A 13,102-nucleotide genomic window follows, 5' to 3' on the forward strand; every position below is an offset into this window, starting at 1 on the left:
GATGCGTGGTGTCACTAACCGAATGACGCCTTACAGATCCTGATGGTATTGCACGTACGGCGTGCGCGACTGATCGGGCTCCGGACCCACCGGCGTGTTCACCGGGTTGCCGGATGACCACAGGTTCTGTGCGCCGATGCTCAACGCACCCTGCCACGGCAGGCGCACGGTCACGCCGAGGTCGATGCTGCTCCAGCGTTGATCCGCGCTCAGCGCGCCAGCGTTGCCAGCCAGCGGCTGCATGGTGCGGCCGACCAGGGTGCCGGAAAGCGGGCCGCTGTCCACGCCGAAGCTCAACGCCTTCTGGTCCAGCGTATCGATGCCCAACAGGTTGCCCGGCAACAGCCGGATACGCCCCACGCTGGCACCCAGGTCGATACCGGTGGTGCTGCCCAGGGCCACGCGGCCGTGTGCATTCAATTGCTCGCTGCGGTCAAACGCGGACAAGCCATCCACACCCGGCGCCACACCCGGCAGCACGCGCGGCAACACCGTGCGCTGCGGTGCTTCGCTGGCACCCAGACTGAGGCCCACGCTGTAACGTCCGTTGTTGTACGTGGCGCCCACTTCACTGTCGATCAAACGTGCCGGATGGTTGACCCACGAACGCTGGCTGACATCGGCATGCGCCTGCACGCCGGGCGCCAACTGGTACTGAAGGCCGCTGCTGAACACGTTGCCCGGCGCCAAGCCGCGAAACGCCAGCGAGGCCGGCATGGTCGCATCCGAATGACTCGCCCGCAGGCTCAACCACTGACCGTGGTTGTTCCGCCACAGCGGTACGGCCGAGGTGTTTGCGGGACCGACCGCATCCTGCTGCTGCAGCAGGTACTGCGCCTGTGCATCGGCGCCAGGCGCGGACTCGCCCGCCGCCGTAAACGGCAGCAGGGAAATCAGCAACAGGGCGAACAAGCGATACATGGCGTGGCGTCGGCAACTCTATATAACGGCTACGGAGGATCATAGCGTGATTTACGTTTTACTAACAACCGTGAAACACAAAAAACGCAAACCAGCGCACAGCGACATCCCTTGATATCCACGGATAGACCAAGCCTTGACCCGGGGGTTCCCGCCGCTGGAACTGGCGGCCATACTGCTGAACGGATATAAAACCCCTTTCGTCGTTGCTCCGGGATTGGCCGGATTCACAGCAAACCTGATGAGTGCCTCGTTGACCTCCCGTCTGCCCGCGCCCATTCCCCTCCTCGGGGAACACAACCTGTCGCGCCGCGCGTTCGAGCAACTGCTCGAAGCTCCCGACGCGGCCAGCGTCATGGGCATCTGCGAGCTTATGCTGTCGGACCTCGGCATCGACGGTCAACTGTGCTGGCACCCGACGAACGAGCCCGCCAACAGCGCCACATCCGGCGGTATCGACCTGGCCGAAGACAGCCAGACCGCGCGAACACTGACCCTGTTGTCCCACGGGGCACCGCTGTCCGACGCGGCCAACGCACAACTTGCCTGGCTCGGGCGCATCGCCGACACCCGGCTGCGCCAACTGGCTGAAACCAGCCGCCTCTACGACGCGATCTCGCGGCTGGCGCAGGCGGAGCGGCTGCAGCGGGCGCTTTACGCGATTGCCGAGCAGGCCGGCGCCGAACACGACATGCCCGAACTGATGCGCTCGCTGCACGGCATCCTGGGCAGCCTGATGTATGCGGAAAACTTCTACATCGTGCTGTACGACGTCGCCACCGACAGCATCCGTTTTCCTTATTACGTCGACACGGTGGACGCCGAACCACCCGCGCCCGACGAGCAGATTCCGCTGAGCGACATGCCCAACAGCCTCACCTGGAACCTGCTGCAGGGCGGTCGCCCGCTGATGGGATCGATCGAGGAATTGTCGCAGCAGCTCACCGGCCATTTCGTGCCGGTGGGCCCTTATTGCGAGCACTGGCTCGGCGTGCCGCTGGTGCGCGACGACCGGGTGGTCGGCGGCATCGTGATGCAGAGCTATCGCGCCGATATCCATTATTCGCAGCGCGACCTGGAGCTGCTGAGCTATGTGGCCCAGCACGTGCAGACCGCGCTGGAAAGACACGGCGCCCATCTCGACCTGGAAAAGCGCGTCACCGACCGTACCACCGCCCTGCGCGAAGCCAACCGCGTGCTGCGCCAACAGGTATTGCAGCGGCAGCGCGGCGAACGCCTGCAGGCGGCGCTGTTCCGCATCGCCGAACTGGCCAACGCATCCGAAAGCCTGGAAAACTTCTACGCCGCCGTGCACCGGGCCGTGGGCGGCCTGCTGTACGCGCGAAACTTCTACATCGCTCTGGTCGACGGCGACAAGAAGCAGTTGGTGTTTCCCTACTCGGTCGACGAGATCGACAGCACGCGCCCGCCGCGCACGCACGGGCGTGGCGCCACCGAATACGTATTGCGCCACGGCAAGCCGCTGCTGGTGGACGGCGCCGCCATCGACCAGCTGATCGCCGAAGGCGAGATCGAAAGTTTCGGCACCCGCGCCGTATGCTGGCTCGGCGTGCCGCTGGTGTGGAGCGAAAAAGTGATGGGCGTGCTGGCCGTGCAGAGCTATTCGCCACAGCACACCTATACCGAGCGCGACCAGGAATTGCTCACCTTCGTGAGCTATCACATCGCCACCGCGCTGCAGCGCAAGCACGCCAGCGCCACGCTGAAACAGGCGTACGCCACGCTGGAGCGCCGCGTCACCGAGCGCACCCATGCACTGGCCCTGGCCAACCGCGACCTGCGCGAGCAGATCGCCGAACGCGAGCGCGTCGAGCGCCGGCTGAAATACGAGACCCTGCACGACTCGCTCACCGGCCTGCCCAATCGCACCTTGTTCCTGCAGCGGCTGGAGCAGGCACTGCAACGCAACCTGGCCAACCCGCAGGATCTGTTCGCGGTGCTGTTCATCGACCTGGACCGCTTCAAGGTCATCAACGATTCGGTCGGCCATCTGGTCGGTGATGACCTGCTGTTCCAGGTCGGCGGCCGCGTACGCGCCTGCCTCAAGACCCGCGACGTGGTCGCCCGACTGGGCGGCGATGAGTTCGCGGTACTGCTGGAAGACATGGACGACGCCGCCACCGCCACCCAGGTCGCGGACCGCATCATCAGTGCGTTGCAAACGCCGTTCCGGCTGGGCGTCAAGGAGATCTTCACCTCCGCCTCCATCGGCATCGCCCTGCCCGGTGCGCATTACCGCCAGCCGGAGGAGTTGCTGCGCGACGCCGATGCGGCGATGTACAACGCCAAGGACGGTGGCCGCCATCGCTCCGCCGTGTTCGATGACCGCCTGCGACGCGAAGCGCTGTCGCTGCTGGATATGGAGGGCGACCTGCGCCACGCACTGGTTCGCAACGAATTCGTGCCGTATTACCAGCCCATCGTGTCACTGGCCGATGGCCGCACCATCGGCTACGAAGCGCTGCTGCGCTGGAACCATCCCGAGCGCGGGCTGCTGCTTCCGGCCGATTTCCTGCTGATTGCCGAGGAGACCGGCTGCGTCGAACTCATCGACTGGCAGATCTTCGAACAGGCTTGCGCACAGGCCAACCGCCTGGTGGGCGAACACGGCTTCATCAGCATCAACGTGTCCGGCCGGCACTTCCGCACCATCGATACGGACCAGCGCCTGCTGGAGCTGTTCGAGCGATACAACGTCCCCACCTCGCACATCCGAATCGAGGTGACCGAACACACGCTGCTGGAGAATCCCGCGCAGGTCAAACGGATGCTGCAGAACCTGCGCGACCACGGCGCGGGCATCGCGCTGGACGACTTCGGCACGGGCTATTCCTCGCTCAGCTACCTGCACCAGTACCCGTTCGCCACATTGAAGATCGATCGCTCGTTCATCACCGCGCTGCCCACCGACGGCGAAGAAACCCAGGGCCTGGCCGTGGTGCGTGCGATCCAGGCGCTGGCCGATTCGTTGCACATGCAGGTGATCGCCGAGGGCATCGAGGAAGAATCGCAACGGCAGGCGCTGCTGAAGATCGGCTGCCGTTTCGCCCAGGGCTTCCTGTTTGCCCGCCCGCAGCCGGCCGAAGCCTGGAAATCGCTGCAGGCGCCGCCCCTCAGCTGAGCACGGCAATCATTGCGACCGCTGTCATTGTGGCGTTTGCGACTGGCCGGGCGCCGCGCTTTCGCTGAGCAGGTGCTCGGCATCGATGCGGTCAAAGTGGTACTGCTGGGCGCAGAACTCGCAGATCACCTCGATTTCGCCATCACGCGCGGCCAATGCCGCCTCCACTTCGTCGCGACCGAGCGAGCGCAGCATCGCGCCGACCCGCTCGCGGCTGCAGGTGCAACCGAACGCCAACGGGCGCGGCTCGAACATCCGCACGGACTCCTCGTGGAATAGCCGGTACAGCAACTGCTCCGGTGCCGTGGCCAGCATTTCCGCGCTGCCGAGCGTGGCGGTGAGGTGGGCCACCCGATTCCATGCGTCGTCGTCATGCGCGGCATCGCGGCCGCCTTCATCCGGCAGCTTCTGCAGCATCAGGCCCACGGCATGTTCGCCATCGGCAGCCAGCACGATCCGCGCAGGCAACTGTTCCGACTGGACGAAGTAATTTTCCAGCGCGCCCGCCAACTCGGCATGCTGCAACGCCACCAGGCCCTGGTAGCGCTGGCCGCGCTCGACACTGCCGATGGTGATGGCCAGCACCGCGTCGCGCAGTGCATCCAGCGCCAGCGTGCGCGGCAGCGGATCGCTCCAGCGGGCCAGGCCACGCAAACGCCCCTGATCGGTGCATTCGGCAAACAGCAGGCGCAGGGCGTCCTGGCTTTTCAGTTCGATCGACAAGGCGCCATCAAGCTTGATGTTGCCGGTCAGCAGCGCGCTCGCCGCCAGCGTGTGGCCCAGCAACTCGCGCAATGGCGCCGGATAGTCGGCACGCGCGGCCACCTCGCGCCACGCCGGCCCCAGCCGCACCAGCACGCCGCGTACGCCGGCACGCTCAAGCAGGAAACGGTGAAGCACGTCGTCAGTGAAAGCGGTTTCCATGGATGGCGCATCTCTTGGTGGTCAAGCGCTTCAGATGGGGACGCAAGCGCGCGGGAGCAACGCCCGTATACTGAAAGAAACCGGTTTTCGCACGGTGGGTCGGGGAGCCGCCAACGCCGCCGCCCGGCATCGCGGCCGCTGACCGTTCTGATTTGGGGTTCCGCACACCACATGCACAAGATGTTTCATCGCCCGTCACTGAAGACACTGCTGCGCTGGCTGGCCCTGTTCGTCGCAGGATGGATCGCCCTCAGCTGGCTGGCGGTCCTGCTTTTGCGCTTCGTCCCGCCGCTGACTTCCGCCATGATGCTGGAGCGCCAGGTGGGCGCCTGGCTGCATGGCGAAAAGGACTTCACCCTGCACTACCACTGGGTGTCGTGGGAGAAGACATCGCCACAGGTACCGCTGGCCATGGTGGCCGGTGAGGATCAGCGCTTTCCGTACCACCACGGTTTCGATTTCGACGCCATCCAGACCGCACTCGATGCCCACGACGACGGCAAGCGGCTGCGCGGCGCCAGCACGATCAGCCAGCAGACCGCCAAGAATCTTTTCCTGTGGAACGGTCGCAGCTTCGTGCGCAAGGGGCTTGAGGCGTATTTCACCGTGCTGATCGAGCTGACCTGGCCCAAGCAGCGCATTCTCGAGGTGTACATGAACATCGCCGAGCTGGGCAACGGCATCTACGGCGTGGGCGCTGCCAGCACAGCCTTTTTCCACGTGACGCCTGCCCGGCTCTCGGCCGCGCAATCGGCCCGGCTGGCAGCGGTGTTGCCCAGCCCGCGCCGGTTGCACGCCGACCGCCCCAGCGCCTACGTGTTGCGTCGCGCGCAATGGATCCAGCAACAGATGCGGCAGCTGGGCGGGCCCGGTTACATCGATGGCGATGCACCGGAACGGCCGCCCCACTGAGGTTCACACAACCGCTACACGCGACGCATCCGCGGACGCTAGACTCAACCCAACCGGCCCGCCGGGACCGGCAGGAGATTTCACGCATGCGCCAGGTCAAACATCTGCTGGAAGGCAAAGGCAACAAGATCTTCTCCATCGAGCCCGATGTACCGGTGCTCGAAGCGATCAAGCGTATGGCCGAATACCGCATCGGCGCCCTGATGGTGATGCGTGGCAGCGCGCTGGTCGGCGTGATGTCCGAGCGTGACTACGCGCGCAAGGTACTGCTGCAGGGCCGCTCGTCCTCGCAAACGGCAGTATCGGACATCATGAGCGGCACTCCGATCACGGTGAGCCCGGATACCGACGTGTTCGACTGCATGCGCCTTTGCACCGACAGCCGCATCCGCCATCTGCCGGTAGTGGACGGTGAGCAGGTCGTGGGTGTGATCTCGATCGGCGATCTGGTGAAGGCGGTGATCGACGCGCAGGCCGAAGAGATCGAGCATCTGCAGCGCTATATCACCAGTTAGCGGGGAATGGGGAATCGGCAAGCCGTAGCGACCGGACTCGCGCGGGTCACGTCGGCCTGTTGTCGCGCCCGGCAGGATTCTCCGGCGCAAGGTCGGGCGACCACCCCGCACGACGAGCCACCACGGTCGCCATGGCGGCCACGCCAGTGCCCAGCAGGGCGAGGCCACCGATACCCCAGCCGAGCGTGCGCAGGCCACTCACGGCACTGGTCACCAACACATCGCCGAAACGCCACACCGCGGTCTCGACGAAGTTCTTGCCCTTGTAGCGCGTCTCCCGCGGGACGCGCGTATACAACGCATCCACCGCCGGCTTTGTCATGCCGTAGGCGAAGCCGCGAGTGACCACCAGCATCACCGACAGCATCGGCACCACCGCGCCGAACAGCATCAGTGAACCGCCGCCCATCCATGCCACGCCGGCCAGCAACACCGTGTTCACCACCGTCGGCACCACCAGCCCCCAGCCTGCACCGCGGCGTATCAGCAACCAGCGCGTGAGTGTCAGCTGCATCACCGCGCCGAGCAGATTGGTGGCCAGATCCAGGTCGTTGTAGAACGCGGTGCGCGCCACGGCATCGGAGAAATGCGCCTTCGCGTAGTCGGCCACCATCGCATAGGCCAGCGTGCCGATACCGTCGCCAAACAGCATCAGCAACGCCATGTAGCGCAGGAACGGTCGCGACCACAGCTCCTTGATGCCAGCCCACAGCGAGCCGCCGATGGCGACGTTGCCAGGATCCCCGGGCAGCTGGTCGTGCCGGGCCGACAGGCGCAGCAGCAGCGCCAGGGCAATGCCCAGCGCCAGCGCCGACACCAGCAGCAAGGGCGCCACACCGATCAACTGCACCAGCAGCTTGGTCACCAGCGGCCCGAAAACCGCGCCCGCCATGCCGCCCAGCGCGATCAGCGAAAACACCCGCCGCGCCTGGCCGCTGTCGAAGATGTCGGCCATGAAGCTCCAGAACAGCGACACCACGAACAGGTTGAACACGCTGGCCCAGACGTAGAACACCAGCCCCAGCGAGCGAGCGCCGATCTGCTGCTGCGCCAGAAAGGCCGGCACGAAGGCCAGCAGGCACAGGATGAAAAAGCTGTAGCTCCAGCCAAGCAGGTGGCGCCGCTGGAAACGCGCCACCAGCACGCCGAACACCGGCGTCAGCAACAACATCACCAGGAACACGACGCCGTAGATCAGCGGCAGCGATGCCGAACCCAGCGCGCCGATCAACTGGTCCCTGACCGGCCGGATGATGTAGTACGACGCCATCACGAAGAAGAACGCCAGCGCGGACCATAACGGCGCGGTGGTCGAGTCGACAGCGGGTTGGCGGGACAAACTCACGGATACATCCAGCGTGGGGCGCGGCAAGCCTAGCATGGCGCCTGGCCGGGTCAGTGCAGCATGGAACCCGCCCCATCAACGTCATCAACCAGCACCGCTGCGGTGCGTGTCGAACGGCCGCGCGCGAGCGTCCCTACAGCGGCAGCGGGCAATGCAGGCTGGCGCAGATAACGCGCAGCAACTCCGCTTCCGCGGTGGTGATCACGTCGTCGGCACGGATCGCGTGGACCAGGCCTTGTATCAACAACTCCTTCGCCGGCGGTGACAGTTCGTCCAGCTGATCCAGCGCGTTGTCGAATGGTGTCTGCCATGCCGCGGGCGGTGCCTGCCAGGTCACGGCCTGGTTGGGGAAACATGACTGCATCGCCAGCAACCAGGCACGACGCGCCGCGGTTTCGTCGGCATTGCCATAAAGCGCCACCACCGCGCACACCAGCGCCACGCTGTCGCGGCGCGGCGTCAGTTTTCCCGAGCCGTCCAGCGGTGCCTGGCGCGGACGTTGCGCTTCCTGCAGTTGCATCCGCAAAAGCCGGGTCAGGCCATATTCGTTCAGATCGACCTGGCCGTCCGCGCGAACCAGCGCGCCCAAGGTATCCAGCAGGGTTTTCTGCCGCCCTTCGGAAAGCTGCTTCAGGGCCGGGAAGGCCAGCGCCGCCAACGGCAGGCGCGACTCCGGCGCCAGCGACGCGACCTCGTGCGTCAGCGCGGTGACCGTGTCGAGCACATCGTCACCGAAGGCGTCGGCCACTTGCCGCTGTTGCAAACGCCGAATCTCCGCCTGCACGGACATCGCCAGCGCGAGCACCACAGCCAACGCGGACTCCGGCTGCCGCGTCGCATCGACCAAGACCTGCGGCAGACTTCGCCGCACCGCGCCTGCGCGCTGGAAACCCGGCTGGCCCGCAGCCAGCGCGGCGCCCATCAGCACGGGCAGAGGTGGCATGCTCATACCCGGCGCAGCGGTGGCAGGCGCTGGTGGCGGCGTGGCCAGCGGTGGCGCGGTGGCCGCTTCCATCGCGCTGGCCAATCGGGCCAGCTCCTCTTCACGAAAGCCGGGTTGCAGCGCCCGGATGCGATCGAGCAGCGGTGGGTGGGTGGCGAACAACGCATTGAACCGACCCGCCTCGCCGAACAGCATGTGCGCCACTTCCTGCTTGTTCGCTGCCTGCAGGGTGGAGCCTTCGCTGAGCACGGCGATCTTTTTCAGCGCACCGGCAATGCCATCCGTTTGCCGGGTGAACTGCACGGCCGAGGCATCCGCCAGCGATTCACGCGAACGCGCCACCGCCGCCTGGATCAGGCGCGCGAAAAAGTAACCGATGTAGCCCACCACGATCAGCGCCAGCCCGATCATCCAGACCTGGTTGCCACCACCGTCGCGACGGCTGCTGCGTCCGCCGCCGAACCAGATCACGCGCTGGCCCACGATGGCCAGCACCATGATGCCGAACAGCAGCCCCATGAGGCGGATGTTGAGCCGCATGTCGCCGTTCAACACATGACTGAACTCATGCGCGATCACGCCCTGCAGTTCGTCGCGGCTCAATTGCTCCAGGCAGCCACGGGTCACGCATATCGCGGCGTCGGAGGCCGAGTAACCGGCGGCGAACGCGTTGATACCGGGCTCGTCGGGCATCAGGTAGATGTCCGGTACCGGCACGCCCGCGGCGATCGCCACCTCTTCGATCACGTTGCGCAGCTGGCGCAGCATGGGCTCGCGCGTATCCGGCGGCACCGGCACCGCGCCGAGGCTTTCGGCCACCTTCTTGCCGCCACCAATCAGGCTCATGATGCGGAACAGCGAGCTGAGGCCGATGCCCATCAGCACCACCACCGTGGTCGTCGCCAGCAAGGGCAGGTTCGACGGCGCGGGGCCGCCATCGACCGGGCGCTGCCCCATGGCGACCCACACCACTGCGTCGATCGCCACCACGATGGCGACCACCGCCAGCGCGAACAGCACGACCAGTCGACGGCTGCTGCCGCGCACGCGCGCCTGTTGCGCAAAGAAATCCATGGGCACTCCGAACCTGGCGCGTCACGGCGGGTGCCGCGACGCGATGACGATCAGCTGAAGGAAACCTTCGGCACGTCGCGCACGGCCGGGTCTTCGATCTTCAACGGCTCGGCCGCCACGAAGCCGAAGCCGTTGGCCACGATCGACGCCGGAAAGACTTCGCGCTTGTTGTTGTAGGTCAGCACCGAATCGTTGAACGCCTGCCGCGCGAAGGCCACACGGTTTTCCGTGGAGGTGAGCTCCTCGGACAACTGCATCATGGTCTGGTTGGCCTTCAGGTCGGGGTACGCTTCCTGCAACGCGAACAGATGCCCCAGGGTCTGCGTCAACGCGTTCTCGCTGCCGGCCAACTGCTGCATCGCGGCGGGGTCGCCGGGGTTGGCCTTGGCGCCGGCCAAACCGTTCACGGCCGCATTGCGCGCCTGCACCACGGCCTCCAGCGTGCCGCGTTCGTGGGCAAGGTAGCCCTTGGCCGTTTCCACAAGGTTGGGAATCAGATCGTGTCGGCGCGTAAGCTGCACGTCTATCTGCGCGAAAGCGTTCTTGTAGCTGTTGCGCGAGGTAACCAGTCCGTTGTAGATCGCCACGAAGTACAAGACAATCAAAACGACTACTACCAGCAAAATAATCAGGCTCATCGGTATCGCCTCCTCTCCCCAGCACGTGTTCGCGCCGCAACGAAATCAGAATAACATGCCGTTTCGAAAGATATTTTTGGTCGCCGCCGGTGCACTCTCCCTGGCTTGCGTACCGCTTGACACAAGTAACGCCGCGCCCGTCGCCCCGGCTTCGGCCGCCCCCGCCCCCGGCGTGCAGAAGCTGCCGCCGGCGCGCGTCAAGGCCACGCTCGACGACTATCGCCAATGGCTGAATACGCTGGGCAAGCGTGATGCCGTGGCCGGCCTGGCCACGGCCGTCGTGATCGGCGACAAGGTGGTGTTCGAGGGGACGGTCGGCTACGCCGACGCGGCGACGAAGGAGCCGGTCACACCGAAGACGGTCTTCCGGCTGGCGTCATTGTCAAAGGCCTTCGCCACCGCGATCACCGGCTTGCTGGTCGACGACGGCAAGCTCGGCTGGGATACCCGGCTCATCGATGTGCTGCCGTACTTCAAGCTGAAGGATGCGCACGCTTCCGATCAGGCCACGGTCGGCGACATCCTCGGCCAGCGGCTGGGGTTGCCACGCAACACCTACGACAACCTGCTCGAAGGCGACGTGCCGTACCAGGAGCTGGTGCGCAAGCTGGACGAAGTCGACATGACCTGCGGCATCGGCCAGTGCTACGGCTACCAGAACGTGGCGTTCGGCATGATCGGCGATGTGCTGTTCGCGCGCACGGGCGACTTCTTCTATCACCTGGTGGACAAGCGGTTGTTCTACCCGCTGGGCATGACCACGGCCAGCTACGGACTGGCGGCGCTCGAAACCAGCAAGAGCTGGGCGCGCCCGCATCACGCCAGCCGCCGCGGCTGGATCCCGTTCACGCCCAACGAAACCTATTACCGCGTGGCGCCGGCAGCCGGCGTCAACGCCAGCCTGCGCGACATGGAGAAATGGCTGGTCGCACAAATGGGCGGCCGTCCCGATGTGCTGTCGCCCTCCTTGCTCAAGGTGCTGCACGCCCCCGGCGTGGCCACCCCGAGTGAACTGCATGCCACGCCGTGGCGTCGCGGCCGACTCACCGCGGCGCATTACGCACTGGGCTGGCGCGTGTACGACTACGGCGGCGAAACGCTGATCTACCACGCCGGCGCAGTGGCTGGTTACCGCACCATGATCGGCTTCTTCCCCAAGTATCAGGTCGGTGTGGTCACCTTGTGGAATTCCACCGGACCCACGCCCAGCGGCCTGATGCCGATGGTGCTGGACGGCCTGCTGGGATTGCCGCACGTCGACTGGGCCGGTCTCGAACACGCACCGCCACCTTCCCGCCCGGTGCGCAAGGCGGCGCCGAAGCACAAGAAAGCCGCCAGGCACCGGAAGCCCAGCCATCATTGAGCCGGAAGCGCGGACACGCGGTACCGCGCGTCGGTGATGCAAGGTTGAAGGACATGCAAGCTCAACGAACCTGCATGCCCCGGGGCTTCACTCAGCGCAACTTGAACTCGATACGCTGCTGCTGCTTGCTGGCCGTCGGCACGCCACCTCGCGTCGCCGGAGTGAACACGTAACGGCTCACGGCTTCTATCGCGGCACGGTCGAAGACACGACGAGGTTCCGAACTCACCACGTCGATGTGGCTGGTCCTGCCATCGGGATCGATCATGAAGGACACGATGACCCAGCCTTCCTGCTGTGCCCGCATCGCCGATGGGGGATAGCGCGCCGACGCGCCCTTGACCAGCACGGCCTCGGTGATTGCGGCATTGTCTTGCGCACTCGGGGCCGGCGCGGTATCAGCCGCTGTCGTCCTTTGCGGCGTACGTGTCGGCTGCGCTTTCTGCTGAGCCGCCACCTGCGCGGCCTGGGCCGCCTGCTGCTCGGCCGCCAGCTTGTCCGCCGCCTCTTTCTGCTGCGCAAGCTCCTGCGCCTTCTGCTGGTCGAGCACCAGTTGCTGCTGCTTGTCCAGCACCTTGCGCTGCGCATCGAGTTTCGAGCGCAGGATGGTCAGGGTGAAATTCGTCGGGTCCGCCTTGGCGAGCAAGTCGATCTGCCGCTGTGCTTCACCGAAGTCACTTCGGTTGATGACCTGCTCCGCCGACGTGGCCGCGAACGGAAACGTCTCACGCAGCGCATCGGTCGCCACCTGGTTGCCCGGCTGCTTCTCAAGCACGCGCAAGTAGAACTCGAACGCATTGTTGCCGGCCGGCGCCAGCAATCGTTGCTCCCTTACCGCCTTGCCCGCTTCGGAAAGGAGCTCGCTGGTACCCATCGCCTGCACGTTGGCTGGCGGTGGCGCGGCGTTGGACGTGGTGGCTGCCACCGGTGTGGAAGGATGACCACCCGCATCAGCCAGCACTTGCGCCTGGTACGGGCGCACGATCAGGAACCATGCGGCAATGGCCAGCAAACCGATGACGACCAGAATGGCAATGGCCACGGGCCTGAACGCACCGCGCGAACGCCGGCGCGAATGAAGTGTATTTCGGGTATCCATAGTCTCTCGCTGAGTGTCGATAGATACCCGCGCTTTTTTCCCCCTGTAGATCCAGGAGCGACCGGTCCCCTGACAGGCCGCAGCGCGGATGTGCGACAAGGTAACCCCAAACGAAGTGGCACGGCAAATCAACGTTCAACGTATCGTTTGCGCGGGCGGCGGCAGGGCCGGCGTGGACGGCGACGTCCTGCGAACGAGCCGTGCGGCGAAGGCAATCCGGAGAGAA

General features: G+C 65.5%; 10 protein-coding genes. 4 read left to right on the top strand and 6 right to left on the bottom strand.

The window, feature by feature from the left end:
* Nucleotides 1-30: 30 nt before the first annotated feature.
* Complete coding sequence (locus tag ACFPK0_RS12425) at nt 31-921, bottom strand: hypothetical protein (protein ID WP_056085385.1); 891 nt, start codon at nt 919-921, stop codon at nt 31-33.
* Nucleotides 922-1,162: 241 nt separating this feature from the next.
* Here ACFPK0_RS12425 and ACFPK0_RS12430 point away from each other — a divergent pair, with 241 nt between their 5' ends.
* A complete protein-coding gene (locus ACFPK0_RS12430) occupies nt 1,163-4,063 on the top strand; it encodes a bifunctional diguanylate cyclase/phosphodiesterase (RefSeq protein WP_056085387.1) in 2,901 nt (966 codons plus the stop codon).
* A gap of 24 nt (nt 4,064-4,087) precedes the next feature.
* Here the strand turns inward: ACFPK0_RS12430 and hslO are convergent, their stop codons facing one another.
* Nucleotides 4,088-4,987, bottom strand: coding sequence for an Hsp33 family molecular chaperone HslO (gene hslO / locus ACFPK0_RS12435; protein WP_056608309.1), 900 nt, complete (start codon nt 4,985-4,987; stop codon nt 4,088-4,090).
* 171 nt (nt 4,988-5,158) lie between these two features.
* Here hslO and mtgA point away from each other — a divergent pair, with 171 nt between their 5' ends.
* Together mtgA and ACFPK0_RS12445 are read left to right on the top strand one after the other, a co-directional pair.
* Nucleotides 5,159-5,899 carry a monofunctional biosynthetic peptidoglycan transglycosylase gene (gene mtgA / locus ACFPK0_RS12440; protein WP_377341111.1) on the top strand — a complete coding sequence of 247 codons (741 nt, stop codon included), beginning with the start codon at nt 5,159-5,161 and terminating at the stop codon, nt 5,897-5,899.
* An 86-nt stretch (nt 5,900-5,985) separates the two neighbouring features.
* On the top strand, nt 5,986-6,414 hold the full coding sequence (locus tag ACFPK0_RS12445) for a CBS domain-containing protein (protein ID WP_007080632.1): 429 nt from the start codon (nt 5,986-5,988) through the stop codon (nt 6,412-6,414).
* Between the two features lie 46 nt (nt 6,415-6,460).
* Here the strand turns inward: ACFPK0_RS12445 and ACFPK0_RS12450 are convergent, their stop codons facing one another.
* From ACFPK0_RS12450 to ACFPK0_RS12460, 3 genes are all read right to left on the bottom strand, one after another.
* Entirely contained in the window at nt 6,461-7,759 is a 1,299-nt protein-coding gene (locus tag ACFPK0_RS12450) for an NTP/NDP exchange transporter (RefSeq protein ID WP_377341114.1), read from the bottom strand.
* A 133-nt stretch (nt 7,760-7,892) separates the two neighbouring features.
* Nucleotides 7,893-9,776: a M48 family metallopeptidase gene (locus ACFPK0_RS12455; protein ID WP_377341116.1), complete on the bottom strand. Its 1,884-nt coding sequence runs from the start codon at nt 9,774-9,776 to the stop codon at nt 7,893-7,895.
* Between the two features lie 50 nt (nt 9,777-9,826).
* Nucleotides 9,827-10,414 carry a LemA family protein gene (locus tag ACFPK0_RS12460; RefSeq protein WP_377341119.1) on the bottom strand — a complete coding sequence of 196 codons (588 nt, stop codon included), beginning with the start codon at nt 10,412-10,414 and terminating at the stop codon, nt 9,827-9,829.
* Between the two features lie 55 nt (nt 10,415-10,469).
* On the opposite strand from ACFPK0_RS12460, the gene ACFPK0_RS12465 reads away from it, so the two are divergent.
* Entirely contained in the window at nt 10,470-11,777 is a 1,308-nt protein-coding gene (locus ACFPK0_RS12465) for a serine hydrolase domain-containing protein (RefSeq protein ID WP_377341121.1), read from the top strand.
* Between the two features lie 91 nt (nt 11,778-11,868).
* On the opposite strand, the gene ACFPK0_RS12470 is transcribed toward ACFPK0_RS12465, so the two are convergent.
* On the bottom strand, nt 11,869-12,876 hold the full coding sequence (locus tag ACFPK0_RS12470; protein ID WP_377341123.1) for an energy transducer TonB: 1,008 nt from the start codon (nt 12,874-12,876) through the stop codon (nt 11,869-11,871).
* Nucleotides 12,877-13,102: the final 226 nt, after the last annotated feature.

Origin of the sequence: Rhodanobacter ginsenosidimutans (genome assembly GCF_042655685.1) — a bacterium.
In the GTDB taxonomy this organism is placed as follows: domain Bacteria; phylum Pseudomonadota; class Gammaproteobacteria; order Xanthomonadales; family Rhodanobacteraceae; genus Rhodanobacter; species Rhodanobacter ginsenosidimutans.

Excerpts from the sequence above, each read along its gene's own strand:
- ACFPK0_RS12425 (WP_056085385.1), bottom strand. The coding sequence starts at position 921 with ATGTATCGCTTGTTCGCCCTGTTGCTGATTTCCCTGCTGCCGTTTACG.
- ACFPK0_RS12430 (WP_056085387.1), top strand. The coding sequence starts at position 1,163 with ATGAGTGCCTCGTTGACCTCCCGTCTGCCCGCGCCCATTCCCCTCCTC.
- hslO (WP_056608309.1), bottom strand. The coding sequence starts at position 4,987 with ATGGAAACCGCTTTCACTGACGACGTGCTTCACCGTTTCCTGCTTGAG.
- mtgA (WP_377341111.1), top strand. The coding sequence starts at position 5,159 with ATGCACAAGATGTTTCATCGCCCGTCACTGAAGACACTGCTGCGCTGG.
- ACFPK0_RS12445 (WP_007080632.1), top strand. The coding sequence starts at position 5,986 with ATGCGCCAGGTCAAACATCTGCTGGAAGGCAAAGGCAACAAGATCTTC.
- ACFPK0_RS12455 (WP_377341116.1), bottom strand. The coding sequence starts at position 9,776 with ATGGATTTCTTTGCGCAACAGGCGCGCGTGCGCGGCAGCAGCCGTCGA.
- ACFPK0_RS12460 (WP_377341119.1), bottom strand. The coding sequence starts at position 10,414 with ATGAGCCTGATTATTTTGCTGGTAGTAGTCGTTTTGATTGTCTTGTAC.
- ACFPK0_RS12465 (WP_377341121.1), top strand. The coding sequence starts at position 10,470 with ATGCCGTTTCGAAAGATATTTTTGGTCGCCGCCGGTGCACTCTCCCTG.
- ACFPK0_RS12470 (WP_377341123.1), bottom strand. The coding sequence starts at position 12,876 with ATGGATACCCGAAATACACTTCATTCGCGCCGGCGTTCGCGCGGTGCG.